Consider the following 24,513-nt stretch of genomic DNA (forward strand, 5'->3'; position numbering starts at 1 on the left):
GGGCGCGTCTCGCCCGCGTCACTCCTTGCCGAATCGCTCGCCGAAGAAGTCGCCCGGCTTCCAGCGCGGGCGCTGCGGTGCATCGCCCACCAGCTGCCCGATGCGGGCGTTGAGCCGTGCCAGGCGCGCGGCGTCGCCGTAGTGGATCGGCAGCGAGGTGTCGTCGCAGGGGCGGTGGTAGCAGTTGCGCAGGAACCAGGTCATCGCGAGCTTCGGGTCCTGGTCCTGGTTGGCGCCGACCACGCCGCCCATCAGGTAGACCGCGGGGATGCCGGCGCGGACGAAGGCGTACTGGTCGCTGCGCACGAACACCACTTCCTCGGGGAACGGGTCGGGCGAGAGCGCCACGCCGATCTCGGAGGCGGCCTGCTCGAGCACCGCGTCGAGGTCGGAATGGGCCACGCCGATCGGCACCACGTCGGTGGTCGGCGCGGTCAGCACCGGCATGTCCATGTTGATGTTGGCCACCAGCGCGCCCTCGACCGGCGGGTGTCGCGCGAACCACTCCGCGCCCAGCAGCCCCTTCTCCTCGGCGGTGAGGGCGACGAACAGCAGCGAGCGCTTCGGCGCCGGCCCCTGCGCGAGCTCGCGCGCGGCCTCGAGCATGATCGCCACGCCCAGGGCGTTGTCGAGCGCGCCGTTGTGGATCGCGTCGCCGTCCACTCCGGCGCCGATGCCGACGTGGTCCAGGTGCGCGGTGTAGACCACGTGCTCGGCGGCCAGCGCCGGGTCGCTGCCGCGGATCCGGCCGACCACGTTCGCCGATTCCGCCGGCTCGAGCCGGGTGCGTCCGGCCAGCGCGAGCGTGCCGGGCAGGTCGAAGCCGCGCAGCCGGCCCTCGCGCGCGGCGTCGAACAGCTGGGCCGCGGTGAGTTCGCTGCCCTCGAACAGGAGATCGGCCGCCGCTGCGCTCACCACCGCGGTGGCCTGCAGCTGCGGCCAGGTGTCGATGGCCCGTCCGTCGGGCCCGCGCAGGCGCATGGCCGGGCGACCGAACTGCTCGGCCGCGCGCGCCCACGGGTAGCGCGCCTCGTCGTCGGCGGTGTTCACCATCACTGCGCCGACCGCGCCGCGTTCGACGAGGTTGCGCAGCTTCTCGCGGTACGAGGAATGGAACGCGCGGCGGGTGTCGTCGAAGGTGCCCGGTGCGCCGCCGAACACGACCGCGATCTTGCCGCGCAGGTCCAGCCCGGCGAAATCGTCGTGGCCCAGCTCCGGCGCGTGCACCGCCTGGCCGACGAACACCGCCGGCGCCTCGACCTCCGACCGCTCGCGGTTGAAGTCGGCGCCCGGCAGGAACTGGGTGCGCAGCTCCAGCGCGGTGGCCTGGCCGTCGCGGCGGATCTCCAGGCGCGCACCGTCGGCCAGCGCGGTGCCCTTGAGCAGCGGCACCGTCTGCAGCCAGCCACCGTCGCCGCCGGCCGGCTCCAGCCCCAGTCCGGCGAAGCGGTCGGCGACATGGCGGGCCGCGCGGTCGTAGCCCGGGGTGCCGGTTTCGCGGCCTTCCATCGCGTCGTCTGCCAGCGCCTCGACGTCGGCCTCGATCCGCTGGCCTGCAGGCGTGTCGTTGGCCGGCTTCGGGGTGGCGGGCACGGCCGGCCCGGCGGCGTCGTCGGCAGGCGGGGCGGGCGTGCGCTGGCAGGCGGCCAGCGCCAGGCAGGCGCCAAGCAGCAGCGCGGAAGGGAGGCGAATGGTCATGGGGGACTCCGGGAGGCCGAGCGGACGCTAGCACCGGCGCGGCGGACGCGACAACCGGCCGCGGGCCCGCACACGCCGTGACAACGGACCCTGCCTATGATCGGAACCGGCAGGGCCGTGGCGATTGACCGCGGTCAATGCGCCACGCGCGTGCGCGGGCCAGCATGGCACCGGACTCCCTCCGCGGCCCTGCGCGGCGCACGTTCCCCTGTTCGCGACATCGATCCCCCGAGGTGACGACATGGACAAGGCTTCGAATCTCCCGATGGCGCTGTGGAAGGCCAATCTCGACCTCCAGGCCCGCCTGGGCCGGCTGATGCAGGAAGGCGGGCAGCAGTGGCTGGAGCTGGGCACCCGCGCGGTCGGCGACAGCGCCGCGCAGTTCCAGGCCGACGCCCGCAAGCTGCTCCAGGCCGGCGACTGGCAGGCGCTGGCCTCGCTGCCGTTCGAGACGTTCTGGCGCCAGGCCGAGACCGGGCTGGGCGAGGGCAAGGCGGCCGCGGAGGCCGCGCTGCAGGCCCAGGAGCGCTTCGTCGCCGGCCTCGCCGACGCGCTGCAGGAATGGCAGCGCCAGCTGGCCCGGGCGTGGACCGAAGCGGGCATCGACGCCGGGCTCGCCTCCGCCACCGCGGGCTCCTGGGAAGCGCTGATGGCGGGCCTGGAGCAGGCCGCGGCGGCGATGCAGCCCGGCGGCGGCAAGGGCGGGGCCCGCCGGCGCAGTGGCTGAGCCCGCGCCGCCCGCCGCGCCGGCCGCACCGGCGCCCGACGACTGGCATGCCGTCGAACCGGGGCAGGCGCTGGCGCGGCTGGGCGTGGACGGCGATGGCCTGACGCCGGACGAGGCCGCGCGCCGGCTCGGACAGTACGGCCCCAACGCGCTGCCGCCACCACCGCGCGTCCCCGGCTGGCGCCGCCTGCTGCGCCAGTTCAACGATCCGCTGATCCTGTTCCTGCTCGCCGCCGCGGTGCTGTCGGCGTTGCTGGGGCATTACGCCGACGCGGGCGTGATCGCCGCCGTCGTGCTGGTCAACGCCATCGTCGGCGTGGTCCAGGAAGGCCGCGCCGAGCAGGCGCTGTCGGCGCTGCGCTCGATGCTCGCGCCCACCGCGCGCGTGCTGCGCGGCGGGCACCGGGCCACGGTGCCGGTCGCGGACCTGGTGCCCGGGGACGTGCTGCTGCTGGAAGCCGGCGACCGCGTGCCGGCCGACGCCCGGCTGCTGCGCGCGCGCGGCCTGCGCGTGGACGAATCGGTGCTCACCGGCGAGTCGGTGCCGGTCGACAAGCAGGTCGATCCGGTGGCCCCCGACGCCGAACTGGCCGCCCGCACCTCGATGCTCCATTCCGGCACCCTGGTGGCGACCGGCCAGGCGGTGGCGCTGGCGGTGGCCACCGGTCCGCGCAGCCGGATCGGCCGGATCGGTGCGCTGCTGGGCGGGATCGAACCGCTGGAAACCCCGCTGCTGCGCCAGATCCGCCGCTTCGGCCGCAGTTTCACGGTGGCGGCGCTGGTCGCCGCCCTGGCCCTGTTCCTGTTCGCCCTGGCCGTGCGCGGCTATGCCTGGCTCGACGCGCTGATGGTGGTGGTGGCGCTCGCGGTGGGCGTGGTCCCGGAAAGCCTGCCCGCGGTCATCACCATCACCCTGGCCCTGGGCGTGCGCCGCATGGCCGCGCGCCACGCCATCGTCCGGCGCCTGCCGGCGGTCGAGACGCTGGGCGCGACCACCGTGATCTGTTCGGACAAGACCGGCACCCTGACCCGCAACGAGATGGCCGCGCGCAGCGTGGTGACCGTTGCCGGCCGGGTGGAGGCGCAGGGCGAGGGTTACGCGCCGCACGGGCGGCTGGACGCGGCCGGTGGCGACGGCGCGGCGCTGGAGGCCGCGCGCGCGGTCGCCCGCATCGGCCTGCTGTGCAACGACGCCCACCTGCGCGAAGCATCCGACGGCCACTGGCGCGCCGACGGCGACCCGATGGAGGCCGCGCTGCTGGCGCTGGCGGCGCGCGCCGGGATCGACCGCGAGGCCCTGCGCGCCGCGCATCCGCGCCTGGACGAGGTGCCGTTCGACGCCGCGCACCGCTTCATGGCCACCCTGCACGTCGACGGCGAGGGCGCGCTGCTGTGCGTGAAGGGCGCGCCGGAACAGGTCCTGGCGTTGAGCGTGGCCCAGGCCGGCGCGGACGGCGCGCAGGCGCCGCTGGATCCGTCGACGTGGCGCGCCGCGATCGATGCCGCCGGCGACGCCGGCCAGCGCGTGCTCGGCTTCGCCTTCCGCCGCCTCGACCACGTGCCCGCGCAGCTGGCGCTGGAGGACGTGGGCGGGCTGGTGTTCGCCGGCCTGGTCGGCTTCATCGACCCGCCGCGCGAGGAAGCGATCCGCGCGGTCGCCGACTGCCGCGGCGCCGGCATCGCGGTGAAGATGATCACCGGCGACCATGCCGCCACCGCCGCGGCGATCGCCCGCCAGCTGCGGCTGGCCGACCGGGTGCGGGTGGTGACCGGGCAGGAGCTCGAGCACGTGGCCGACGCCGACCTGCCCGCGCTCGCCGCCGAGGCCAGCGTGTTCGCGCGCACCACGCCCGAGCACAAGCTGCGGATCGTGCGCGCGCTGCAGTCGCGCGGCCACACCGTGGCCATGACCGGCGACGGCGTCAACGATGCGCCCGCGCTGCGCCAGGCCGACATCGGCATCGCCATGGGCCACAAGGGCACCGAGGCGGCCAAGGAGGCCAGCCAGATGGTGCTGGCCGACGACAACTTCGCCTCGATCGCCGCCGCGGTGCACGAGGGCCGCGCGGTGTACGACAACATCCGCAAGGTGATCGCCTGGACCCTGCCCACCAACGGCGGCGAGGCGCTGGCCGTGGTGCTGGCGCTGGCCTTGGGCTGGGTGCTGCCGATGACGCCGGTGCAGATCCTCTGGATCAACATGGTGCTGACCGTGACCCTGGGCCTGTCGCTGGCGTTCGAGCCGCCCGAACCCGGGGTGATGTCGCGCCCGCCGCGGCGCCGCGACGCGCCGCTGGTCTCGCCCTTCATGCTGTGGCGGATCTGCCTGGTGTCGGTGCTGTTCAGCGCGCTGGTGTTCGCCGTGTTCGCTTGGGCGCGCGCGCGCGGACACGACCTGGAGACCGCGCGCACCATGGTCGTCAACACCTTCTGCGTGCTGGAGGTGTTCTACCTGTTCGCGGTGCGCTACCTGCACGGCACCTCGTTCTCGCTGCGGGGCCTGCGCGGCACGCCGGCGGTGCTGTGGGCGATCGCGGCCGTGGTGCTGGCGCAGGTGGCGTTCACCTGGCTGCCGTGGATGCATGCGGTGTTCGGCAGCCGCCCGGTGCCGCTGTTGGAGAATCTCGTGGTGGTGGCGACCGGCGTGGTGCTGCTGGCGCTGCTGGAACTGGAGAAATGGCTGCTGCGCCGCTTCGACGTGTTCGCAGAGCTGCGCACCGTGGCAGGATCGGGGTCCACGCCCCAGGGAGCCCATGCATGAACCCACCCGATGCCGGGACCATCCAGGCGAGCCACCTGCTGCTGGCCACCGACCTGTCGCCGCGCTGCGACCGCGCCACCGATCGCGCGATCGCGCTCGCGCGCGGCGGCAGCGCTCGCGCGCTGGCGGCGACGGTGGTCGAGCCGTTCGAGCGCTCGGCGCGCAACGTGCCGCGCCACGACCTGCCCGGCTGGTACACCGAGCCGGACGACGTGCAGCTCGCGCGGCGCCGGCTCGAGCGCGAGTTCGAGGCCACCCCGCGCCGGTGGGAGGTGCACGTAGCGCGGGGCGCGGCCGGCGACCACGTGGCCGGCCTGCTCGATGCGCTGGGCGAGGCGGTGCTGGTCACCGGGCCGGTCCGCGACGGCCTGGTGGGGCCCGCGGTGCTGGGATCGACCGTCGATCGGGTGCTGCGCCGGCCCGGCGCCACGCTGCTGATGGTCAAGGAGCGCGCGCACCGCCCGTACCGCCGGCTGCTGTTCGCGAGCGATTTCTCCGAGGCCTGCCGCGCGGCGCTGCGGCGCGCGCGCGCCCTGTTTCCCGGCGCGCCGATGACCGTGCTGCACGGCTACTCGGTGCCGATGCTGGGCCTGCTCGACAGCACCCGCGACCAGGCGCTGGCCGACACCGCCGCGCAGCTGCGCGAGGAAGGGCGCGCGTTCCTGCGCGAGGAGGGCCTGGGCGACGAGGTCGAGCTGCTGGTCGAGCACGGCGACCCCGCGCGACTCGTGCAGCAGTACCTCGAGACCTTCGGCGCCGACCTCGTCGTGCTCGGCACCCACGGCCGCGGCGCGATCCACGAACTGGTGGTGGGCAGCGTGGCGCGGCGGATCCTGGCCACGGTCCAGGCCGACCTGCTGGCGGTGCGCGCATGAACCTGCCGCCCCGCGACGACGACCTGCGCGTCCTGCGCAACCGCACCTTCGACGAACTGTCGGTCGGAGACTGCGCCAGCATCGAGCGCACCCTGGCGCAGGAGGACATCCAGCTGTTCGCCCTGCTCTCGGGCGACCTCAACCCGACCCACGTCGATCCCGAGTTCGCCGCGTCCACGCGCTACAGCGGCGTGATCGCGCACGGCATGTGGGGCGGGGCGCTGATCTCGGCGGTGCTCGGCACGCGCCTGCCCGGCCCCGGCACGATCTACCTCGGCCAGACCCTGCGCTTCCTGGCGCCGGTGCGGATCGGCGACCGGCTCACGATCCAGGTCACGGTGACCGCGCTCGAGCCCGGGCGGCGCCTGGTGACCCTGGCCTGCAAGGGCACCAACCAGCGTGGCGAGGTGGCGATCGAGGGCGAGGCGCAGGTGATCGGGCCCGACGAGCGCATCGAGCGCCCGCGCACCGCGCTGCCGGAGATCCGCCTCGACGTGGCCGGCGACGACGGCCTGTCGCGGCTGCTGGCCCACGTCGCCACGCTCGAGCCGGTGAAGGTGGCGGTGGTGCATCCCTGCGATCCGCTCAGCCTGGCCGGCGCGATGGACGCGCGCGACGCGGGCCTCATCGACCCGGTGCTGGTGGCGCCCCGCGCGCGACTGCAGGCCGCGGCCGCCGAAGCCGGCATCGACCTGGCCGGGATCGCGGTCGAGGACGTGCCGCACAGCCACGCCGCCGCCGAGCGCGCGGTGGCGCTGGCGCGCGAGGGCAAGGTCGAGGCGCTGATGAAGGGCAGCCTGCACACCGACGAGCTGATGTCGGCGGTGGTGTCCTCGGCCGGCGGCCTGCGCACCAAGCGCCGCGTGAGCCACTGCTTTGTGCTGCAGACGCCGCACTACCCGCGCCCGTTCATCGTCACCGACGCGGCGATCAACCTCGCGCCGGACCTGGCGCAGAAGGCCGACATCGTGCGCAACGCGATCGAGCTGGCGCACGTGATCGGGGTCGAGCGGCCGAAGGTGGCGATCCTGGCCGCGGTCGAGACGGTGACGCCGTCGATGCCGGCCACCCTCGATGCCGCGGCGCTGTGCAAGATGGCCGACCGCGGCCAGATCGAAGGCGGCGTGCTCGACGGCCCGCTGGCGTTCGACAACGCGGTGTCGATCGCCGCCGCGCGCACCAAGGGCATCGTCTCCGACGTCGCCGGCCAGGCGGACGTCCTCGTGGTGCCGGACCTGGAAAGCGGCAACATGCTGGCCAAGCAGGTGATGTACATGGGCGAGGCGGCCAGCGCCGGGATCGTGATGGGGGCGAAGGTGCCGGTGGTGCTGACCAGCCGCGCCGACTCCCGCGAGTCGCGCCTGGCCTCGTGCGCCATCGCCCTGATGCTGGCGCACCGCTACCGCACCGCGCCGCCCTGACCCGGCAGCCGCACAGCGCCCCCATCCCAGCCTTCCCCGCAGGCGGGGGAAGGGGCCGGCCGGGCGCTCCTGACGACGCGGCTCTTCTCCCTCCCCGCGTGCGGGGGAGGGGCACGCCGCCGCCCTTGACTCTGGACTCAGGTCCAGACTGCAGACTGTAGGCCCCGCCCGGAGATCGCCCGTGTCCAGTATGAGCATCGGCCAGCTCGCCCGGTCCGCCGGCGTCGCCACCGACACCGTGCGCTACTACGAACGCAGCGGCCTGCTGGCGCCCGCCGCGCGCCTGGCCTCGGGGTACCGGCGCTACGGCCGCGCCGAACTCAAGCGCCTGCGCTTCATCCGCCGCGCCAAGGCGCTGGGCTTCTCGCTGGAGGACATCGCCGAGCTGCTCAGCCTCGGCGAGCGCAGCGACGTGGCCAGCATCCGCGCGGTGGCCGCGCGCAAGCAGGCGCAGGTCGACGCGCGCATCGCCGAACTCGAGCGCGTGCGCGACGGCCTGCGCATCCTGGTGGCTGCCTGCCCCGGCCACGGACGGGCGGAGGCCTGCCCGATCCTCAACGCGCTCTCCGGGGAGGACGCGACGTGAGCGCGCATCAAGATCCCGTCCGCGCGGCGACGACGCAGCGGCGCGATCCCGTCTGCGGCATGGTGGTGGCGCCGGAGTCCCCGCACACGGTCGAACATGCCGGGCGCACCTGGCACTTCTGCTGCGCGCGCTGCGCCGGGAAGTTCGCCGCCGACCCGTCGGGCTACGACGGCAGCCGCGAGGCGCTCCCGGACGGCCGCGACCCGGTCTGCGGCATGAGCGTCAAGCCGGATTCCCCGCACCGGGTGGAACACGGCGGCCGCGCCTGGCGCTTCTGCAGCGCGCGCTGCGCGGAGAAGTTCGCCGCCGATCCCGCGCGCTACGACGGCAGTGCGCCGCCACCGGCCGAACCGCCGCCGCCACCGGGCACGATGTACGTCTGCCCGATGGACCCGGAAGTGCGCCAGGACCACCCGGGCACCTGCCCCAAGTGCGGCATGGCGCTGGAACCGGAGCTGCCGAGCCTGGACGAGGGCGACAACCCCGAGCTGCGCGACTTCTCCCGCCGCTTCTGGTGGACCCTGCCGCTGACCGCGGCCGTGTTCGTGCTCGGCATGTTCGGCCACCGGCTGCCGTGGTTCGACCCGGCCACCCGGAGCTGGATCGAACTGTTGCTGTCCACGCCGGTGGTGCTCTGGGCCGGGGCGCCGTTCTTCGTGCGCGGCTGGCAGTCGCTGCGCAACCGCAGCCCGAACATGTGGACTCTGATCTCGCTGGGCACCGGCGCGGCCTATGCCTACAGCGTGGTCGCCACCCTGGCGCCGGGCGTGTTCCCGGCCGGTTTCTCGTCGATGGGCCGGGTGTCGGTGTACTTCGAGGCCGCGGCGGTGATCGTCACCCTCACCCTGTTCGGCCAGCTGCTCGAACTCAAGGCCCGCGCGCAGACCTCGGCCGCGATCCGCTCCCTGCTCGGCCTGGCGCCGAAGACCGCGCGCCGCCTGCGCGAGGACGGCGGCGAGGAGGACATCCCGCTCGACCACGTCCACGTCGGCGACCGGCTGCGCGTGCGCCCGGGCGAAAAGGTGCCGGTGGACGGCGTGGTGCTGGAGGGGACCAGCAGCGTCGACGAGTCCATGCTCACCGGCGAGCCGCTGCCGGTCGGCAAGCGCGCCGGCGACCGGGTGGCCGGCGCCACCCTCAACGGCGCCGGCGCGCTGGTGATCCGCGCCGAGCGTGTGGGATCGGAGACCCTGCTGGCGCAGATCGTGCAGATGGTGGCGCAGGCGCAGCGCTCGAAGGCGCCGATGCAGCGACTGGCCGACGTGGTCGCCGGCCGCTTCGTGCTGGGCGTGGTCGCGGTGGCCGTGGTCGCGTTCTTCGCCTGGGGCCTGTTCGGGCCCGAACCGGGCTGGGTGTACGGCCTGGTCAACGCGGTGGCGGTGCTGATCATCGCCTGCCCCTGCGCGCTGGGCCTGGCCACGCCGATGTCGGTGATGGTCGCCACCGGCCGCGGCGCGACGATGGGCGTGCTGTTCCGCGACGCCGCCGCGATCGAGCGCCTGCGCGAGGTCGACACCCTGGTCGTGGACAAGACAGGCACCCTCACCGAGGGGCGTCCGGCGTTCGGCGAGGCGGTCGCGGTCGAGGGCGGCAGCGCCGACGAGGTGCTGCGCCTGGCCGCCAGCCTCGACCAGGGCAGCGAGCATCCGCTGGCGCAGGCCATCGTCGCCGCCGCGCGCGAACGCAGCATGGCGCTGGTGCCGGTGGAAGGGTTCGAATCGAGTACCGGCATCGGCGTGCGCGGGCGCGTGGAAGGCCGCGCGCTGGCGCTGGGCAATACCGCGCTGATGCGCGAGGCCGGCGTCGACCCGGAGCCGCTGCGAGAACCCGCCGAAGCCCTGCGCGGCCAGGGCGCGAGCGTGATGTTCCTGGCCGTGGACGGCGCGCTCGCCGGCCTGCTGTCGGTCTCCGACCCGGTCAAGGCCAGTACGCCGGCGGCCATCGAGGCGCTGCATGCGGCCGGCCTGCGCATCGTGATGGCCACCGGCGACGGCCTGACTACGGCGAATGCCGTTGCCGCGAAACTCGGCATCGACGAGGTCCACGGCGAGGTCCGGCCGCAGGACAAGCTGGCCCTGGTCGAACGCCTGCAGCGCGAAGGCCGGGTGGTGGCCATGGCCGGCGACGGCATCAACGACGCCCCGGCGCTGGCCCGCGCCGACGTCGGCATCGCCATGGGCACCGGCACCGACGTGGCCATGGACAGCGCCCAGGTGACCCTGGTCAAGGGCGACCTGCGCGGCATCGCCACGGCGCGCGCGTTGTCGCAGGCCACGGTGTCGAACATGCGCCAGAACCTGCTGTTCGCCCTGGCCTACAACGCGCTGGGCGTGCCCATCGCCGCCGGCGTGCTGTACCCGTTCACCGGCCTGCTGCTGTCGCCGATGATCGCCGCGGTGGCGATGAGCTTCAGCTCCGCCTCGGTGGTGGGCAACGCCCTGCGCCTGCGCCACCGCCGCCTGTCCCTGCCCGAGCCCGGAGAGTCCCGCGCATGACCGAACCCGCCGACCGCTATCCCACCCGGGGCGACCTGGTGCTGGTGCTCAACTGTGGTTCGTCGAGCATCAAGTTCGCGCTGTTCGACGCCGGCCAGGACCCGCTGCCGCGCCAGCCGGCGTGGAACGGCAAGGTCCAGGGCATCGGCGGGCCGTCGCCGACCTACGGCGAGACCGGCATCGAGCCGGCGCCGGTCTCGCTGGACCCGGAACGGCCCTACCTGTCGGCGCTGCAACGCATCCGCGAGGGCGTGCTGGCGCGCCTGGGCGGGCGCCGGCTGGCCGCGATCGCGCACCGCGTGGTCCACGGCGGCAGCCGCTATTTCGCGCCCACGCGCGTGGACGCCGCTGTGCTGGCCGACCTCGAGGGCTACATCCCGCTGGCCCCGCTGCACCAGCCGTTCGCGCTCGAGGCGATCGCGATCCTGCTGCGCGAACGCCCCGACATCCCGCAGGTGGCCTGCTTCGACACCGGCTTCCACCACACCCTGCCGGACGTGGAGAAGCTGCTGCCGCTGCCCTGGGACTGCTGGCAGCGCGGCCTGCGCCGCTACGGCTTCCACGGCCTGTCCTACGAATACATGGCGACCGCGCTGCCCGAGCGCCACGGCGACCTCGCGCGGGGCAGGGTGGTGGTGGCGCACCTGGGCAGCGGCGCCAGCCTGTGCGCGATGCAGGGGCTGCGCAGCGTCGCCACCACCATGGGCTTCTCCGCGCTCGACGGGCTGATGATGGGCACCCGCACCGGCGCGCTCGACCCGGGCGCGCTGCTGTACCTGATGGAGATCGAGAAGCTGTCGCTGGAGGAGGTGGGGCAGATGCTCTACCACCGTTCCGGGCTGCTCGGCGTGTCGGGCATCTCGTCCGAGCCGCGGGTGATCGTGCGCCACGAGGACGACGCCGGCGAAGCCGGCGGGCGCGCGCGCCTGGCGCTGGAGCTCTACGTGCGCCGGATCGTGCGCGAGATCGGCGCCCTGGCGGCGGTGCTGGGCGGCCTGGACCTGCTGGTGTTCACCGCCGGGGTGGGCGAGCACAACGCCTTCGTCCGCGAGCGCGTGTGCCGCGACCTGGCCTTCCTCGGGATTGCGCTGGATCAAGGCGCGAACGCGGCCGACGCGCCGATCATCTCCAGCGACGCCAGCCGCGTGCGCGTGGGCGTGGAGCCGACCAACGAGGAATGGGTGGCCGCCCGCGACGCGCTGCGCGCGCTGGCCTGACCCGGCCGCGGCACCGCCGCGAAGGACGTGCCTGATGCTGCTCGGACTCGACGCCTCGATCTGGAAGATGCTGCTGGTGGTGCTGCTGGCCCCGGTGCTGGTGGTGGGCCTGCTCAACCTGCTGCTGCGCCGCCGCGGCGGCGTCGGCGCGGCCTGGAGCGGCGTGCTGGTGCTGTTCCTGGCCGGCATCAGCGCGCTGCTGATCATCCTCGACAAGGTGCGCCTGTGAACGGGGGCCCGTGCAGGGAGGGCGGGGCATGCGCCGGCTGATCCTGCCGATGCCGGGCAACGAGGCCCTGGCCGCCGCGCTGGCGGGCGCCTGCGACGGCGAAATCGGCCAGGTCGAGACCCGCCGCTTCCCCGATGGCGAAAGCTACGTGCGCCTGCACGGCGACCCGGCCGGGCGGCCGGTGGACCTGGTGTGCACGCTGGCCCGGCCGGACCCGGGCTTCCTGGCCCTGGTGTTCGCCGCCGACGCCGCGCGCGAGCTGGGCGCCCGCGAGGTCACCCTGGTCGCGCCCTACCTGGCCTACATGCGCCAGGACATCCGCTTCCTCCCCGGCGAGTGCGTCAGTTCGCGCAGCTTCGCGCGGCTGCTGTCGGCGAGCGTCGACCGGCTGGTCGCCGTCGACCCGCACCTGCACCGGCACCCGGCGCTGTCGGCGATCTACTCCATACCCACCACCACCCTGCAGGCCGCGCCGCTGCTGGCCGACTGGATCGCCGCGCACGTGGACGCACCACTGGTGGTCGGCCCCGACGAGGAGAGCGAGCAGTGGGCCGGTGCCATCGCGGCCCGCATCGGCGCGCCGCACGTGGTGCTGCGCAAGACCCGGCTGGGCGACCGCGAGGTGCGCATCGACGTGCCCGACCTGTCGCCCTGGCGCGACCGCACCCCGGTGCTGGTGGACGACATCGCCTCGTCCGGCCGCACCCTGGCCGAGGCGGCGCGGGGCCTGGAAGCGCAGGGCCTGCCCCGGGCCGAATGCGTGGTGGTGCACGCGCTGTTCGCCGGCGCCGCCTTCGATGAACTCTCGCAGCTGTTCGCGCGCATCACGTCCACCGACTCCGTACCGCATCCGAGCAACCGCATCGCGCTCGCGCCGCTGCTGGCCGACGCGCTGCGGCGCGACCTGCGCGACTGACCCGTCCCGCGGGGACGCGCCGCACCAGAGGGAGGATCCACCGCCATGAGTACCGACACGTCACGCGACCGCTGGATCGCCGGCCATGGGCCCATCGTCCACCGCGACGCGACCGTCGCCCGCGTCGATGCCCTGGTCGCGCGCCTGCTCCAGGACGGCCGCATCGCCTCGGCCGAGGCCGCCTACGGGCTCCTCGCCGCCGCCGACCGCCTGGCCTGCATGGCCATGAGCGTGGTCGCGCACATGACCTATGCCCGGCGCATCGACCTGTCCGGCGCGCCGCTCGAGGCCGACGACTTCAAGCCCGCGCCCGAAGGCCACACCGGCGGCTCGCTCAACATGGTCCAGGGGTTCGTGGGCTACCTGCTGGCCAACGCCCTGACCGGCCAGACCCGCGGCTGGATCATGGGCCAGGGCCACTGCGTGGCCGCGATCGAGGCGGTGAACGCGCTGACCGGCGACGTCTCGCCGCGCCAGCGCGGCCGCTACGACCGCAGCGCCGAAGGCCTGTCGCGGCTGGTCGCCGATTTCTACTGCTACGCGATCGACGCCGACGGCCGGCCCGCCGTGCCGCTGGGCAGCCATGCCGGGCCGGACACGGCCGGCGCGGTCAGCGAAGGCGGCTACCTCGGTTTCGCCGGGCTGCAGTACGTGCACATGCCGCTCCCGGGCGAGAGCCTGGTCGCCTTCCTCAGCGACGGCGCGTTCGAGGAGCAGCGCGGCCAGGACTGGGCCCCGCGCTGGTGGCGCGCCGAAGACTGCGGCGCCGCGATCCCGGTGATGATCCTCAACGGCCGCCGCATCGAGCAGCGCACCCAGATCGTGCAGGAGGGCGGGGCCCAGTGGCTGGCCGGCGACGTGCGCCACAACGGCTTCGACCCGGTGATCGTCGACGGGCGCGACCCGTCCGCGATCGCCTGCGCGATCGTCGAGGCCGAGGACGTGCTGCGCGCCTTCGCCGCCAGCCCCAAGCGCCGCTATCCCGCGCGCCTGCCGTACGTGATCGCCGAGACCGAGAAGGGGTTCGGCTTCCCCGGCGCCGGCCGCAATGCCGCGCACAACCTGCCGCTGGACGGCAACCCGCGCCACGATGCCGCCGCGCGCGAGGCCTTCAACCGCGGCGCCGCCGCGCTGTTCGTGCCGCCGGAAGAACTCGACGCGGCGCTCGCCGCGTTCGACTGCCACGCCGCCCAGGGCCGCGTGAAGGAAAGCCTGCATCCGATGGCGCACCGCGACCCGCCCGCGCCGGTGCTCCCGGAACCGGACTGGGCCCCGCCCGGCGGCAGCGCCAGCGCGATGGCCGCGCTCGACCGCTGGTTCGTGTCCCTGGTCGAGGCCAATCCCGGCCTGCGCGTGCGCATCGGCAATCCGGACGAGCTGGCCAGCAACAAGATGGGCGGCGCCCTGCAGCGGCTCAGGCACCGGGTCAACGCGCCCGAGCCGGGCGTGGCCGAGGATCTGCACGGCGCGATCATCACCGCGCTCAACGAGGAGGCGGTGGCCGCCGCGGCGCTGGCCAACAAGGGCGGGCTCAACCTGGTGGTGAGCTACGAGGCGTTCGCGGTGAAGATGCTGGGCCTGCTGCGCCAGGAAACCATCTTCGCCCGTCGCCAGCGCGAGGTCGGCCAACCGCCGCGCTGGCTGCCGGTGCCGCTGGTGGTGACCTCGCACACCTGGGAGAACAGCAAGAACGAGCAGTCGCACCAGGACCCGACCATCGGCGAGGCGCTGCTGGGCGAGATGTCCGACACCGCGCGCGTGCTGTTCCCCGTCGACGGCAATACCGCGGTCGCCGCGCTGCGCGACGTCTATGCCGGGCGCGGCCAGGTCGCCTGCGTGGTGGTGTCCAAGCGCGAGGTCGAAGAGCACTTCGACGCGGAGGCCGCGCAGCGCCTGGTGCGCGACGGCGCGGGCCAGGTCGTCGGCGATCCGCTGGAGGCCGACGTGCAGCTGGTGGCGATCGGCGCCTACCAGCTCGACGCCGCGCTCGCCGCGCAGCGCCACCTCGCCGCGCGCGGCCGGCGCGCCTGCGTGAGCGTGGTGCTCGAGCCCGGACGCCTGCGCGTGCCGCGCGACGCGATCGAGGCCGCGTTCGTGGCCGACGACGCCAGGGTGCAGGCGCTGTTCCCGCCGGAGCTGCCGCGCGTGCTCCTCAGCCACACCCGCCCCGAGCCGATGCTGGGCGTGCTGCGACGCATCGACTCGGGCCCTGCGCGCACGCGTGCGCTGGGCTACATCAGCCGCGGCGGCACGCTCGACGTGCCCGGCATGCTGTTCGCCAACCGCTGTACCTGGGCGCACGCGGTGGATGCCTGCACGGCGGTGGCGGGATGGCCGCGCGAGGAGTTGCTCGACGCGCCGCTGCGCGACGCGCTCGACGGCCGCGGCGATCCGCGCGTGCTGCAGGCCAGGGCGCCATGAGCGTCGTCGCGCCCCCGCCGTCCCTGCCGCCGCTGCGCGCCGCGCGCCTGCAGCTGCACGCGGCGCACCAGCCGATCGCGGTGATGCGCAGCGACTGCCACGTCTGCCGCTCCGAGGGCCTGTCGCCGCGCAGCCAGGTGCTGGTGATCCGCGGCGCACGGCAGGTGCAGGCGCTGCTCTACCAGACCGACGACGAGCGCTTCCCGCCCGACCAGGTGGCGCTGTCGGAGGCGGCGTGGCGCGCGCTCGGGCTGGCCGAGGGCGACCCGGTGCAGGTGCGCCATCCGCCGGTGCTCGAATCGCTGACCGGCGTTCGCCGCCGCATCTACGGCCGCCGGCTCGACGCGGGCGACATGGCGGCCATCGTCCGCGACGTGGTCCAGGGCCGCTACACCGACGTGCACCTGTCCGCCTTCCTCACCGCCACCGCGGCCCTGCCGCTCGACGCGGACGAAACCGTGCACCTGACCCATGCCATGGTCGGGGTCGGGCAGCGCCTGTCCTGGCACTCGCCGGTCGTGGTCGACAAGCACTGCGTCGGCGGCCTGCCGGGCAACCGTACTTCGCCGATCGTGGTCGCGATCGCGGCCGCCAACGGCCTGGTGATGCCCAAGACCTCATCGCGCGCGATCACCTCGCCCGCCGGCACCGCCGACACCATGCAAACGCTGGCCCCGGTCGACCTCGACCTGCCCACGCTGCGGCGCGTGGTCGAGCGCGAAGGCGGCTGCCTGGCCTGGGGCGGGGCGATGCACCTGAGCCCGGCCGACGACATCTTCGTGCGCATCGAGCGCGAGCTGGACATCGACACCGAGGGCCAGCTGGTCGCCTCGGTGCTGTCGAAGAAGATCGCCGCCGGCGCCACCCATGTCGCCATCGACATCCCGGTCGGGCCCACGGCCAAGATCCGCAGCCCCGAGGCGGCGCGCCACCTGGCCGCGCGCATGCAGTCGGTGGGCGAACGCTTCGGCCTCGTGGTGCGCTGCCTGTTCACCGACGGCGCGCAGCCGGTGGGCCGCGGCATCGGCCCGGCGCTGGAGGCGCGCGACGTGCTGGCGGTGCTGCGCTGCGAACACGACGCGCCCCCGGACCTGCGCGAGCGCGCCGCCGACATCGCCGGAGTCGTGCTCGAACTCGGTGGCGTGGCCGCCGAAGGCGCCGGCCCGCGCCTGGCGCTGGAGACGCTGGACAGCGGCCGCGCCTGGGAACGCTTTGTGCGCATCTGCGAGGCACAGGGCGGACTGCGCACCCCGCCGCAGGCCGTCTGCGTGGCGCCGCTGGTGGCCACCCACGGCGGACGCGTGGTGCACGTCGACAACCGCCGCCTGTCGGGGCTGGCCAAGCTCGCCGGCGCCCCGGAGAGCCCCGCCGCCGGCCTGCGCCTGCTGGTGCGCCTGGGCGACGAGGTCGCCCCCGGGCAGCCGCTGCTGGAACTGCATGCGCAGACCGCGGCGGAGCTGGCGTACGCGCTCGATTACGCGCGCGACGCGGGCGACATCGTCCAGATCGTGGCGTGAGCACCGCGGGCGGGCGCGGGTCGCGACCTCCGCCGGCCCTGCTCCTACTGCCTGCCCGTTGCCGCTAGACTCTTGCCCCTACCCACCCACGCACCCGACATGCCGATGGATGCCGACAGCCAGGCCGCGGTACACGACGACGCAGGCAGCGTCGAGCAGTCGCGGCTGCAGGGACTGCTCGGTTACCAGCTCACCCGCGCCCAGCTGCAGCTGCACCGCCGGCTGGTCGAACGCCTGCACGCGGTGTCGCTGCGTCCGGTCGAGTATTCGATCCTGGTCCTCATCGACAGCAACCACGGCATCAACCAGCGCCAGATCGGCGATGCGCTCGGCATCTCGCCGCCCAACCTGGTGGGCGTGATCACCCGCCTGATCAAGCGGCGCCTGGTGCGCCGCGCCCGCAGCCGCCAGGACCGCCGCGTCCAGCACCTGCACCTCACCGCCGAAGGCGAGCGCCTCCTCGTGGAGGCCGAGGCCATCGTCACCCGGTTCGAGCAGGGGATCCTGGCCGCCATCGGCGACGCCGGCCACGACCAGCTCGAGCGCGTCCTGCGCCGCCTCCAGCAGCTCTGAGCCGCGCCCGCGGCGCCCCGGCCCGACCGGGCGCCCGCCCCGCATCCGCGCCACCTCGCCGTTTCCCGGCGTTTTGCTGCACTGCAACTTTACATGGGTTCAACACAGAATGATTGTTATAAATAACTAAATTTCCGCGCCGCTCGGCCCGCACGACGGCACTCCATGAAGACCTGTTCCCCAGGGAGGAACGCCAGGTGATCCACGCTCTGCTTCGCCATCACCGACTGGCCACGGCCGTCGTCCTTGCACTGTCCACCTCGGCCGCGGCCGTGCACGCCCAGGAGGCCACGGAGGTTCCCGCCGAGGAACACATCCAGATGCTCGACGAGATCCGCGTGACCGCGGAGCGCCGCAGCCAGAACGTGCAGAAGGTGCCGATCGCGGCCACCGTCATCACCGCCGAGGACATCGATCGCCGCGGCCTGCAGAACCTGCACGACATGATGCAGGCGGTGCCCTCGATCTCGGTCAACCAGGTCAACCGCTCGCTGTACATCAACATCCGCGGCGTCGGCCTGGCCCAGACCGCGCCGACCTCCAGCCCCGGCATCGCGTTCTACATCGACGGCCAGCTGGTGCCGCAGGAACAGTCGATCTCGCAAAGCTTCTACGACCTGCAGAGCATCGAGGTCCTGCGCGGCCCGCAGGGCACGCTGACCGGGCAGAATTCCACCGGTGGCGCGATCTACGTGCGCACGCCCGCGCCGGACCACGACGCCACCTTCGGCTACGTCGAGCAGTCGCTGGGCGACTACGGCTGGAGCAAGTCGCTGGGCGCGGTCAACTTCGGCATCAACGAGAACGTCGCGCTGCGCGTGGCCGCCGTGCGCGAGGTGCGCGACAGCTTCACCACCAACACCGGCCCCAGCCCCAGCGACCCGGGCAACACCGACTTCACCGGCGCGCGCGCCAACCTGTCGCTGCGCGGCTTCGACGGCCGCCTGCAGGTGAACCTGCGCGGCGAGTACTACGACAGCGACACCGACAACAACGCGGTCAAGCGCTGGAACGACACCGTCAGCAGCGATCCCTTCAGCATCCAGGAGGACGCGATCTCCTACATGCGCCAGCGCGGCACGCGCACGTCGGCGGAGGTGAACTACGCCCTCACCGACACCCTCGACCTGCGCTGGCAGAGCAGCTGGCAGGACGGCGAGACCGTCGACCAGGCCGACGGCGACCGCACCGACACCGCGCTGCCGCGCCCGGGCCCGGGCCGCGTGGGCTACACCAACACCCAGATCGAGAACGCGATCCACGAGGTCAACCTGATCAAGACCAGCGACGGCCCCGTGGACTGGGTGCTCGGTGGCTTCCTGCTCGACGGCCGCATCGACGCGACCGTGCTGCGCGACAACAACAGCACCGTCGACTTCGTCAGCTCGACCTCGACGATCATCACCGAGATGCGCAACAACTCGAAGTCGGTGTTCGGCCAGGCCAACGTGCGCGTGGGCGATCGCAGCGAGCTCGTGGTCGGCGCGCGGCGCAGCTGGGACCGCCAGTCCTACGACCGCCTCGCCAGCGCCGGCGGCACCGGCACCACCGTGCTGGAAACCGCGCAGACCACGGGCAAGCTGGCGTTCAACTACGACGTCACCGACGACGTGATGACCTACGTTTCGGCGTCGAAGGGCTACAAGGCCGGCGGCGGCAACCTGCCGATCGTCGCCGAGTCGTTCGGTCCGGAGACCAATTACGTCTACGAGGCCGGCATCAAGTCGACGCTGTTCGACCGCCGCCTGCGCCTGAACGCGGCCGCGTTCTACTCCGACTACCGCGACATGCAGCTGGCCAGCCTCGCCGACGGCCTGCCGCTGACCCAGAACGCGGCTTCCGGCAAGGCCAAGGGCATCGAGCTCGAGGCGGTGGCGCTGCTCGGCCGGGCCACGATCAACGCCGGCCTGGGCTGGCTCGACGCGGCGTTCGGCGAGGACGCGATCCTGCAGAACACGCTGACCAACGCCAACGAGCTGGTGCACAAGGGCGACGTGCTGCCGTTCTCGCCGGACGTGACCTTCAACTTCGGCATCCAGTACGACATCGAGCTGGGCGACAAGCTGCTGACCCCGCGCCTGCAGTACACCCACGTCAGCGAGAGCTACTCCACGCCGTTCCAGAGCGAGCGCACCAAGATCTCCTCGCGCAGCGTGGTCGACGCCAAGGTCAACCTGCGGGTCAACGACAACCTCAGCTTCGACGCGTTCGTCAACAACCTGTTCGACGACACCTACTCGACGATGCAGCTGATGAACGCCTCGTCGGCCGACGGCGGCACGCTGTACGGCGCGCCGCGGCACTACGGCGTGCGGGTGCGCTACGACTTCTTCTGACGCAGTATGGTGGCGGGGCCGGCCCGGCCGGCCCCCGCCATCCAGGAACAACATGCACGTCCCCACGACCCGCCGCGCCCGGCTGTATGTGCTCGCCGCCGCGGCCGCCGCACTGGCCGCCGCCGGCCTCTCCGCAAGCGACCTGCCCGACCGCTGGTGGAAGCCCGGCGAAGGCCGGGTGATGCAGGAAAGCACCGACTACCCCAATGCCGCCGGCTCGCTGCGGGTGCTGCTGGTCGACGGGCCGATGGAGACCCGCGGCCATCCGTTCTTCGAACCGCTCGGGACCAACGGCCGCGCCTGCGTGACCTGCCACCAGCCGTCGGACGCGATGAGCCTGTCGCTCGACTCGATCCGTCGGCAGTGGGACCTGCGCGGGCACCACGACCCGCTGTTCGCCGCGTTCGACGGCTCCAACTGCCCGGACCTGCCGCAGGAGCGCCGCGAGTCGCACTCGCTGCTGCTCGACCACGGCCTGATCCGGATCGCGCGGCCGTGGCCGCCGCGCGACCACGACGGCAGCCCGATCGAGACCGACTTCGAGATCGAAGTCGTGCGCGACCCGACCGGCTGCAACCTCAGCGACCGCTGGGGCCTGAACGCGCCCGAGCCGATGGTGTCGGTCTACCGCCGCCCGCGCCCGGTCGCCAACTTCAAGTACATCCTCGCGATGGGATTCGCGGTCGATCCCAAGCGCAGCCAGCCGCTGCCGATCGACCCCGAGACCGGGCAGATGACGTCCGGCAACCTGATGGCCGACCGCCGCGTGCTGACCCTGGAGGCGCAGGCGCGCGACGCGGCGCTCACCCATCTGGAGTTCAAGGGCCGCCTCTCGGAAGAGGACATCGCGCGCATCACCGACTTCGAGCAGCGCGTGTACGCGGCGCAGCAGACCTCGCGCATCGGCGGCGACCTCGACGCCGGCGGCGCGACGGGCGGGCCGGCGACGCTGCGCGACTCGCCGGCCGGGCGCCTGGGCAGCCAGGGCGTGCCGGTGTGGAGCGAGTTCAACGCCTGGGCCGACGCCGGCAAGGACGCGAGCCTCACCCCCGGGCAGCGCGCATGGCGCGAATCGGTGGCGCGCGGCGCGCAGAACTTCCGCGAGCGCATGTTCCTGATCAGCGACACCACCGGCATCAACTCGCCGATGGGCTTCGGCAACCCGGTGCTCGACCGCTGCGCCTTCTGCCACAACATGAGCCAGATGGGCATGGACGTGGCCCCGGGCCAGGTCGACCTGGGCACCACCACCCGGCCGTTCGCCGATCCGCAGCCGCACCTGCCGCTGTTCCGCATCACCTGCACCGGCGAGCCGCATCCGCACTACGGCCGCGTGATCGAGACCCACGATCCCGGCTTCGCGCTGACCACCGGCCGCTGCGCCGACGTCGGCAAGATCACCCTGCAGAGCCTGCGCGGGCTCGCGGCGCGCGCGCCGTACTTCTCGAACGGTTCGGCCAAGACCCTGCGCGAGGTGATCGAGTACTACGACCGCCGCTACAACATCGGCTACTCGGAGCAGGAAATCCAGGACCTGGTGCACCTGATGGAGGCCCTGTGAGCGCGTTCGCACCCCTGCGCGCGCTGGCCGCGGCGCTGGCCCTCGGCCTGGCCCTGCCGGCCTGCGCCACGCCCGCCGCGCCCGCCGCGCCCGCCGCGCCGGAGACCTCGCCGGAGCTGCGCTTCGTCACCTGCCCGGTCTACCGCAACACCGACGCCGGCCGCAAATCCGGCTGCTGGCTGGCCGACAGCCCGGAAGACGGCCTGCGCTACGACGTCACCCGCTCGCCGACCAAGCCCGACTGGAACCGCGCGGTACTGGTCGAAGGGAGAGTGTCGGCCGGGCAGGCCGACACCTGCGGCGGCATCGTGCTCGAGCCGGTGCGCGTGTCCGTGCTCGCGCAGGCGTGTCCGCGCGCGATGCTCCCGGCCCAGGGCTATCCCGGCGTGCGCTTCCAGCTGCCGGCGCGCAACATCCGGCCGATCCACGAACCGCGCGAGCAGCCGGCCAGGCCGTACGCCGAACGCACCTTCGGCGTGTGGTTCGACCATGGCCGCGACTTCATCGTCTACCAGCTCAGCGACTACTTCACCCACATGGCCTCGCTGTACGCGCTGGACATCGACGCCAGCCGGGTGGAAATCACCGGCTGGTCGGTGACCACGCCCGAGACGGTGTCCGGGCACGTGCTGGTGGAAGACGCGATGCTCGCCCGCCGGCGCGCGGACGCGGTCGCCAACTGGCTGCGGATGATGGGCGTGCCCGCCGAACGCATCGTGGTCAAGGTCGCGCACGACGGGTCCACGTCCACGCTCGAGGGCAGCGACGGGCTGCTGTCGCCGTCGCGGCGCCGGGTCGAGGTCCGGGTCATCCCCTGAGCGGGGAGGTGGTTCCTGCGCGAAGCCGGCAGGGCGGCGCGGGCCGCTGGCCTCGCGCCGTTCGGCCATGGAGCCGCATCCGTCGCGGCGACCGGCCCAGGCCGCCTCAGTCCTCGCGACGACGGAACGGCAGCACCACGCCGCGTTCGTCGTCGCGCCGCTCCCCGCGGTTCCACAGCACCGGCACGTCGCGCGGGGAACCGGGTTCCCAGGTGTCGCGTTCGGCCTGCGCCGCGCGCTCGGCTTCTTCCTCCTCGATCTCCCAGCTGTAGCGCCGCCGCGGCGGGATCGGGTCGCTGCGCCGGAGCAGCCACGCCGCCACCATGCCGCCGAGCGCACCGCCCAGGTGCGACTGCCACGACACGCCCGGCTCATGCGGCAGCACCGTGAGCAGCATGCCGCCGTAGAAGAAGAAGGCGATCATGCCGGCGGCGATCGAGGCGCGGTCGCGGCGCAGCAGCCCGAGCACGAACACCAGGAACATCAGCCCGTGGGTCAGGCCGCTGGCGCCCAGGTGCCAGGAGCCGGGCTCGCCCAACAGCCACGCGCCCAGCCCCGAACCCAGCCACATCATCGGCAGCGCGCGCACGGTGGCGCGCGGATACACCGCCAGCGCGAGCGTGCCGAGGATCAGCAGCGCGGACGCATTCGCCACCAGGTGCGCCGGCGAACCGTGCAGCAGGGGGGCCGTGAGCAGGCCGACCAGTCCGGCGGCCGAACCGGGGCCGACCGCCAGCGCGCGGGTGTCGCCCAGGCCCTGGAGGCCGAAGACCACCACCAGCAGCAGCACGAAACCGAGGCTGCCCCGGACCGCGTTGGCCAGCCGCCGCCGGTCGGCGGCCCGCTGGGCCACGGGGTCCTGGGGATCGGCGGGCGTGTGCAGGTGCATCCGCCAAGGGTGGCGGCGGATCGCGGGGATGCAAGGGTGTGCGGCTTGCCCCCGTCCCGGCCTCCCCCGCAAGCGGGGGGGGGCACAGCCGGGCGCGCTGCGAATGCGGGGGGCACCCGCTCCCCCGCTTGCGGGGGAGGGCCGGGGCGGGGGCGCCCCGCCCACGTAAACTGGCGCCCATGACCGACCCCATCCCCACCATCCGCCTGCGCAACGCCTGGCGCTCCAGCCACCCGTGGATCTTCCAGCGCCTGGTCGAGAAGCCGGCCCAGCGGGTCAAGCCCGGCAGCATCGTCGACGTCGTGGGCGTGGACGGGACCTGGATCGGCCGCGGCTTCTACAACGGCCATTCGCGCATCGCGCTGCGCATCCTCGAGACCGACCCGGACGCCGCGGTCGACGCCGCCTGGTTCTCGCGCAGGATCGCCGAGGCCGTGCGCCTGCGCCGCGAGGTGCTGCGCCTGGACGACAGCACCAACGCCTGGCGCGTGGTGCACAGCGAAGGCGACGGCCTCAGCGGCCTCGTGGTGGACCGCTACGACGACCTGCTCGTGGTCGAGTACTTCAGCGCCGGCATGTTCCGCCACCGCGAGTGGATCCACGACGCCCTGCGCGCGCAGTTCCCCGGCTGTCGCTTCCATGCCCTGGCCGACGAGCACGTGCAGAAGCAGGAGTCGTTCGACTTCCGCGAAACCGCCGGTACCGAGCCGGCGGTCATCACCGAGCACGGCGTCCGCTTCCGTGCCGACCCGGCTGGCGCGCACAAGACCGGCTTCTTCGCCGACCAGCGCGACAACCGCGAATGGCTCTCGCACCGCTGCGCCGGCAAGCGGGTGCTCGACCTGTGCTGCAACACCGGCGGCTTTGGCATCTACGCCGCGGTGCGCGGCGCCGCCGAGGTGGTGGGCATCGACATCGACGACGCCGTGCTCGAGATCGCGCGCGGCAACGCGAAGCTCAACGGCGTGAAGCCGCGCTTCGTGCAGGCCGACATCTTCCCGTGGCTGCGCGACGCGGCCAGCAACGGCGAGCGGTTCGACGTGGTGGTCCTCGACCCGGCGAAAATGACGCGCGACCGCGAGCAGGTGATCCCGGCGCTCAAGAAGTACCTCGACATGAACAAGCTGGCGCTGGGCGTGGTGAAGCCGGGCGGCCTGTTCGCCACCTTCTCCTGCACCGGCCTGGTGAGCGAGGAGCAGTTCCTCGACATGCTGCGCCGCGCCGCGTTCTACGCCGGGCGCACGGTGCAGGTGCTGAAGGTGGCCGGCGCCGGTGCCGACCATCCGTTCCTGGCCCACGTGCCCGAGTCGCGCTACCTGAAGGCGGTGTTCTGCCGCGTGCTCGATTGAACCGCCGGTCCGTGCCCCGCGCCGGGGCGCCCGGCGACGACATCGCCCGGGCCCACGGCGAGGGCGCGGCCGGCAAGCGCGCGGCCGGCGCCACCGACCTGCCGGTACGGCTCGTGCCCCGACC

The 24,513-nt window shown here is 73.5% G+C and carries 18 protein-coding genes; 16 read left to right on the plus strand and 2 right to left on the minus strand.

Annotated elements, in window-relative coordinates:
• Positions 1–18: 18 nt before the first annotated feature.
• Positions 19–1,698, minus strand: coding sequence for a M28 family metallopeptidase (locus LUTJ29_RS16550; RefSeq protein ID WP_043740821.1), 1,680 nt, complete (start codon positions 1,696–1,698; stop codon positions 19–21).
• Between the two features lie 241 nt (positions 1,699–1,939).
• Between LUTJ29_RS16550 and LUTJ29_RS16555 the strand changes: the two genes are divergently transcribed.
• The 15 genes from LUTJ29_RS16555 (at position 1,940) to LUTJ29_RS0107195 (ending at position 22,151) form a co-directional block, all read left to right on the plus strand.
• Positions 1,940–2,425, plus strand: coding sequence for a phasin family protein (locus LUTJ29_RS16555; protein ID WP_051322799.1), 486 nt, complete (start codon positions 1,940–1,942; stop codon positions 2,423–2,425).
• Complete coding sequence (locus LUTJ29_RS16560; protein WP_051322800.1) at positions 2,418–5,186, plus strand: HAD-IC family P-type ATPase; 2,769 nt, start codon at positions 2,418–2,420, stop codon at positions 5,184–5,186. Before LUTJ29_RS16555 ends, LUTJ29_RS16560 begins: the two co-directional genes overlap by 8 nt.
• Positions 5,183–6,061, plus strand: coding sequence for a universal stress protein (locus LUTJ29_RS0107135; protein WP_051322801.1), 879 nt, complete (start codon positions 5,183–5,185; stop codon positions 6,059–6,061). Before LUTJ29_RS16560 ends, LUTJ29_RS0107135 begins: the two co-directional genes overlap by 4 nt.
• Positions 6,058–7,482: a bifunctional enoyl-CoA hydratase/phosphate acetyltransferase gene (locus tag LUTJ29_RS0107140; protein ID WP_027071931.1), complete on the plus strand. Its 1,425-nt coding sequence runs from the start codon at positions 6,058–6,060 to the stop codon at positions 7,480–7,482. Before LUTJ29_RS0107135 ends, LUTJ29_RS0107140 begins: the two co-directional genes overlap by 4 nt.
• Before the next feature lie 190 nt (positions 7,483–7,672).
• Entirely contained in the window at positions 7,673–8,068 is a 396-nt protein-coding gene (locus tag LUTJ29_RS0107145; protein WP_027071932.1) for a heavy metal-responsive transcriptional regulator, read from the plus strand.
• Positions 8,065–10,563 (plus strand): heavy metal translocating P-type ATPase, encoded by a 2,499-nt coding sequence (locus LUTJ29_RS16565; protein ID WP_255327201.1) that lies wholly within the window; start codon positions 8,065–8,067, stop codon positions 10,561–10,563. Before LUTJ29_RS0107145 ends, LUTJ29_RS16565 begins: the two co-directional genes overlap by 4 nt.
• On the plus strand, positions 10,560–11,780 hold the full coding sequence (locus LUTJ29_RS0107155; protein ID WP_027071933.1) for an acetate/propionate family kinase: 1,221 nt from the start codon (positions 10,560–10,562) through the stop codon (positions 11,778–11,780). The genes LUTJ29_RS16565 and LUTJ29_RS0107155 overlap by 4 nt, the downstream gene beginning before the upstream one ends.
• 34 nt (positions 11,781–11,814) lie before the next feature.
• The gene (locus tag LUTJ29_RS0107160) at positions 11,815–12,009 is read left to right on the plus strand and encodes a hypothetical protein (protein WP_027071934.1); all 195 of its coding nucleotides are present in this window, start codon (positions 11,815–11,817) and stop codon (positions 12,007–12,009) included.
• A 28-nt stretch (positions 12,010–12,037) separates the two neighbouring features.
• On the plus strand, positions 12,038–12,925 hold the full coding sequence (locus tag LUTJ29_RS0107165) for a ribose-phosphate pyrophosphokinase (RefSeq protein ID WP_027071935.1): 888 nt from the start codon (positions 12,038–12,040) through the stop codon (positions 12,923–12,925).
• A gap of 45 nt (positions 12,926–12,970) precedes the next feature.
• On the plus strand, positions 12,971–15,346 hold the full coding sequence (locus LUTJ29_RS0107170) for a xylulose 5-phosphate 3-epimerase (protein WP_027071936.1): 2,376 nt from the start codon (positions 12,971–12,973) through the stop codon (positions 15,344–15,346).
• The gene (locus tag LUTJ29_RS0107175) at positions 15,343–16,863 is read left to right on the plus strand and encodes a thymidine phosphorylase family protein (RefSeq protein ID WP_027071937.1); all 1,521 of its coding nucleotides are present in this window, start codon (positions 15,343–15,345) and stop codon (positions 16,861–16,863) included. Before LUTJ29_RS0107170 ends, LUTJ29_RS0107175 begins: the two co-directional genes overlap by 4 nt.
• Before the next feature lie 99 nt (positions 16,864–16,962).
• Positions 16,963–17,436, plus strand: a complete 474-nt coding sequence (locus LUTJ29_RS0107180; protein ID WP_027071938.1) for a MarR family winged helix-turn-helix transcriptional regulator — start codon at positions 16,963–16,965, stop codon at positions 17,434–17,436.
• 197 nt (positions 17,437–17,633) lie between these two features.
• Positions 17,634–19,772, plus strand: coding sequence for a TonB-dependent receptor (locus tag LUTJ29_RS0107185; protein WP_051322802.1), 2,139 nt, complete (start codon positions 17,634–17,636; stop codon positions 19,770–19,772).
• Between the two features lie 52 nt (positions 19,773–19,824).
• Complete coding sequence (locus LUTJ29_RS0107190) at positions 19,825–21,333, plus strand: hypothetical protein (RefSeq protein WP_051322803.1); 1,509 nt, start codon at positions 19,825–19,827, stop codon at positions 21,331–21,333.
• Complete coding sequence (locus tag LUTJ29_RS0107195) at positions 21,330–22,151, plus strand: hypothetical protein (protein ID WP_027071941.1); 822 nt, start codon at positions 21,330–21,332, stop codon at positions 22,149–22,151. Before LUTJ29_RS0107190 ends, LUTJ29_RS0107195 begins: the two co-directional genes overlap by 4 nt.
• A 106-nt stretch (positions 22,152–22,257) precedes the next feature.
• On the opposite strand, the gene LUTJ29_RS0107200 is transcribed toward LUTJ29_RS0107195, so the two are convergent.
• Positions 22,258–23,040 carry a rhomboid family intramembrane serine protease gene (locus LUTJ29_RS0107200; protein WP_027071942.1) on the minus strand — a complete coding sequence of 261 codons (783 nt, stop codon included), beginning with the start codon at positions 23,038–23,040 and terminating at the stop codon, positions 22,258–22,260.
• 179 nt (positions 23,041–23,219) lie between these two features.
• Between LUTJ29_RS0107200 and LUTJ29_RS0107205 the strand changes: the two genes are divergently transcribed.
• The gene (locus LUTJ29_RS0107205) at positions 23,220–24,389 is read left to right on the plus strand and encodes a class I SAM-dependent rRNA methyltransferase (RefSeq protein WP_027071943.1); all 1,170 of its coding nucleotides are present in this window, start codon (positions 23,220–23,222) and stop codon (positions 24,387–24,389) included.
• Positions 24,390–24,513 lie beyond the last annotated feature (124 nt).

Source organism: Luteimonas sp. J29, from assembly GCF_000472505.1.
Lineage (GTDB): Bacteria > Pseudomonadota > Gammaproteobacteria > Xanthomonadales > Xanthomonadaceae > Luteimonas.

What these genes read in the sequence shown, in the direction of transcription:
- LUTJ29_RS16550 (WP_043740821.1), bottom strand. Translation starts at nt 1,698, where the DNA reads ATGACCATTCGCCTCCCTTCCGCGCTGCTGCTTGGCGCCTGCCTGGCG.
- LUTJ29_RS0107190 (WP_051322803.1), top strand. Translation starts at nt 19,825, where the DNA reads ATGCACGTCCCCACGACCCGCCGCGCCCGGCTGTATGTGCTCGCCGCC.
- LUTJ29_RS0107200 (WP_027071942.1), bottom strand. Translation starts at nt 23,040, where the DNA reads ATGCACCTGCACACGCCCGCCGATCCCCAGGACCCCGTGGCCCAGCGG.
- LUTJ29_RS0107205 (WP_027071943.1), top strand. Translation starts at nt 23,220, where the DNA reads ATGACCGACCCCATCCCCACCATCCGCCTGCGCAACGCCTGGCGCTCC.
- LUTJ29_RS0107140 (WP_027071931.1), top strand. Translation starts at nt 6,058, where the DNA reads ATGAACCTGCCGCCCCGCGACGACGACCTGCGCGTCCTGCGCAACCGC.
- LUTJ29_RS16555 (WP_051322799.1), top strand. Translation starts at nt 1,940, where the DNA reads ATGGACAAGGCTTCGAATCTCCCGATGGCGCTGTGGAAGGCCAATCTC.
- LUTJ29_RS0107170 (WP_027071936.1), top strand. Translation starts at nt 12,971, where the DNA reads ATGAGTACCGACACGTCACGCGACCGCTGGATCGCCGGCCATGGGCCC.
- LUTJ29_RS0107145 (WP_027071932.1), top strand. Translation starts at nt 7,673, where the DNA reads ATGAGCATCGGCCAGCTCGCCCGGTCCGCCGGCGTCGCCACCGACACC.
- LUTJ29_RS0107155 (WP_027071933.1), top strand. Translation starts at nt 10,560, where the DNA reads ATGACCGAACCCGCCGACCGCTATCCCACCCGGGGCGACCTGGTGCTG.
- LUTJ29_RS0107165 (WP_027071935.1), top strand. Translation starts at nt 12,038, where the DNA reads ATGCGCCGGCTGATCCTGCCGATGCCGGGCAACGAGGCCCTGGCCGCC.
- LUTJ29_RS0107135 (WP_051322801.1), top strand. Translation starts at nt 5,183, where the DNA reads ATGAACCCACCCGATGCCGGGACCATCCAGGCGAGCCACCTGCTGCTG.
- LUTJ29_RS0107180 (WP_027071938.1), top strand. Translation starts at nt 16,963, where the DNA reads ATGCCGATGGATGCCGACAGCCAGGCCGCGGTACACGACGACGCAGGC.
- LUTJ29_RS0107160 (WP_027071934.1), top strand. Translation starts at nt 11,815, where the DNA reads ATGCTGCTCGGACTCGACGCCTCGATCTGGAAGATGCTGCTGGTGGTG.
- LUTJ29_RS0107175 (WP_027071937.1), top strand. Translation starts at nt 15,343, where the DNA reads ATGAGCGTCGTCGCGCCCCCGCCGTCCCTGCCGCCGCTGCGCGCCGCG.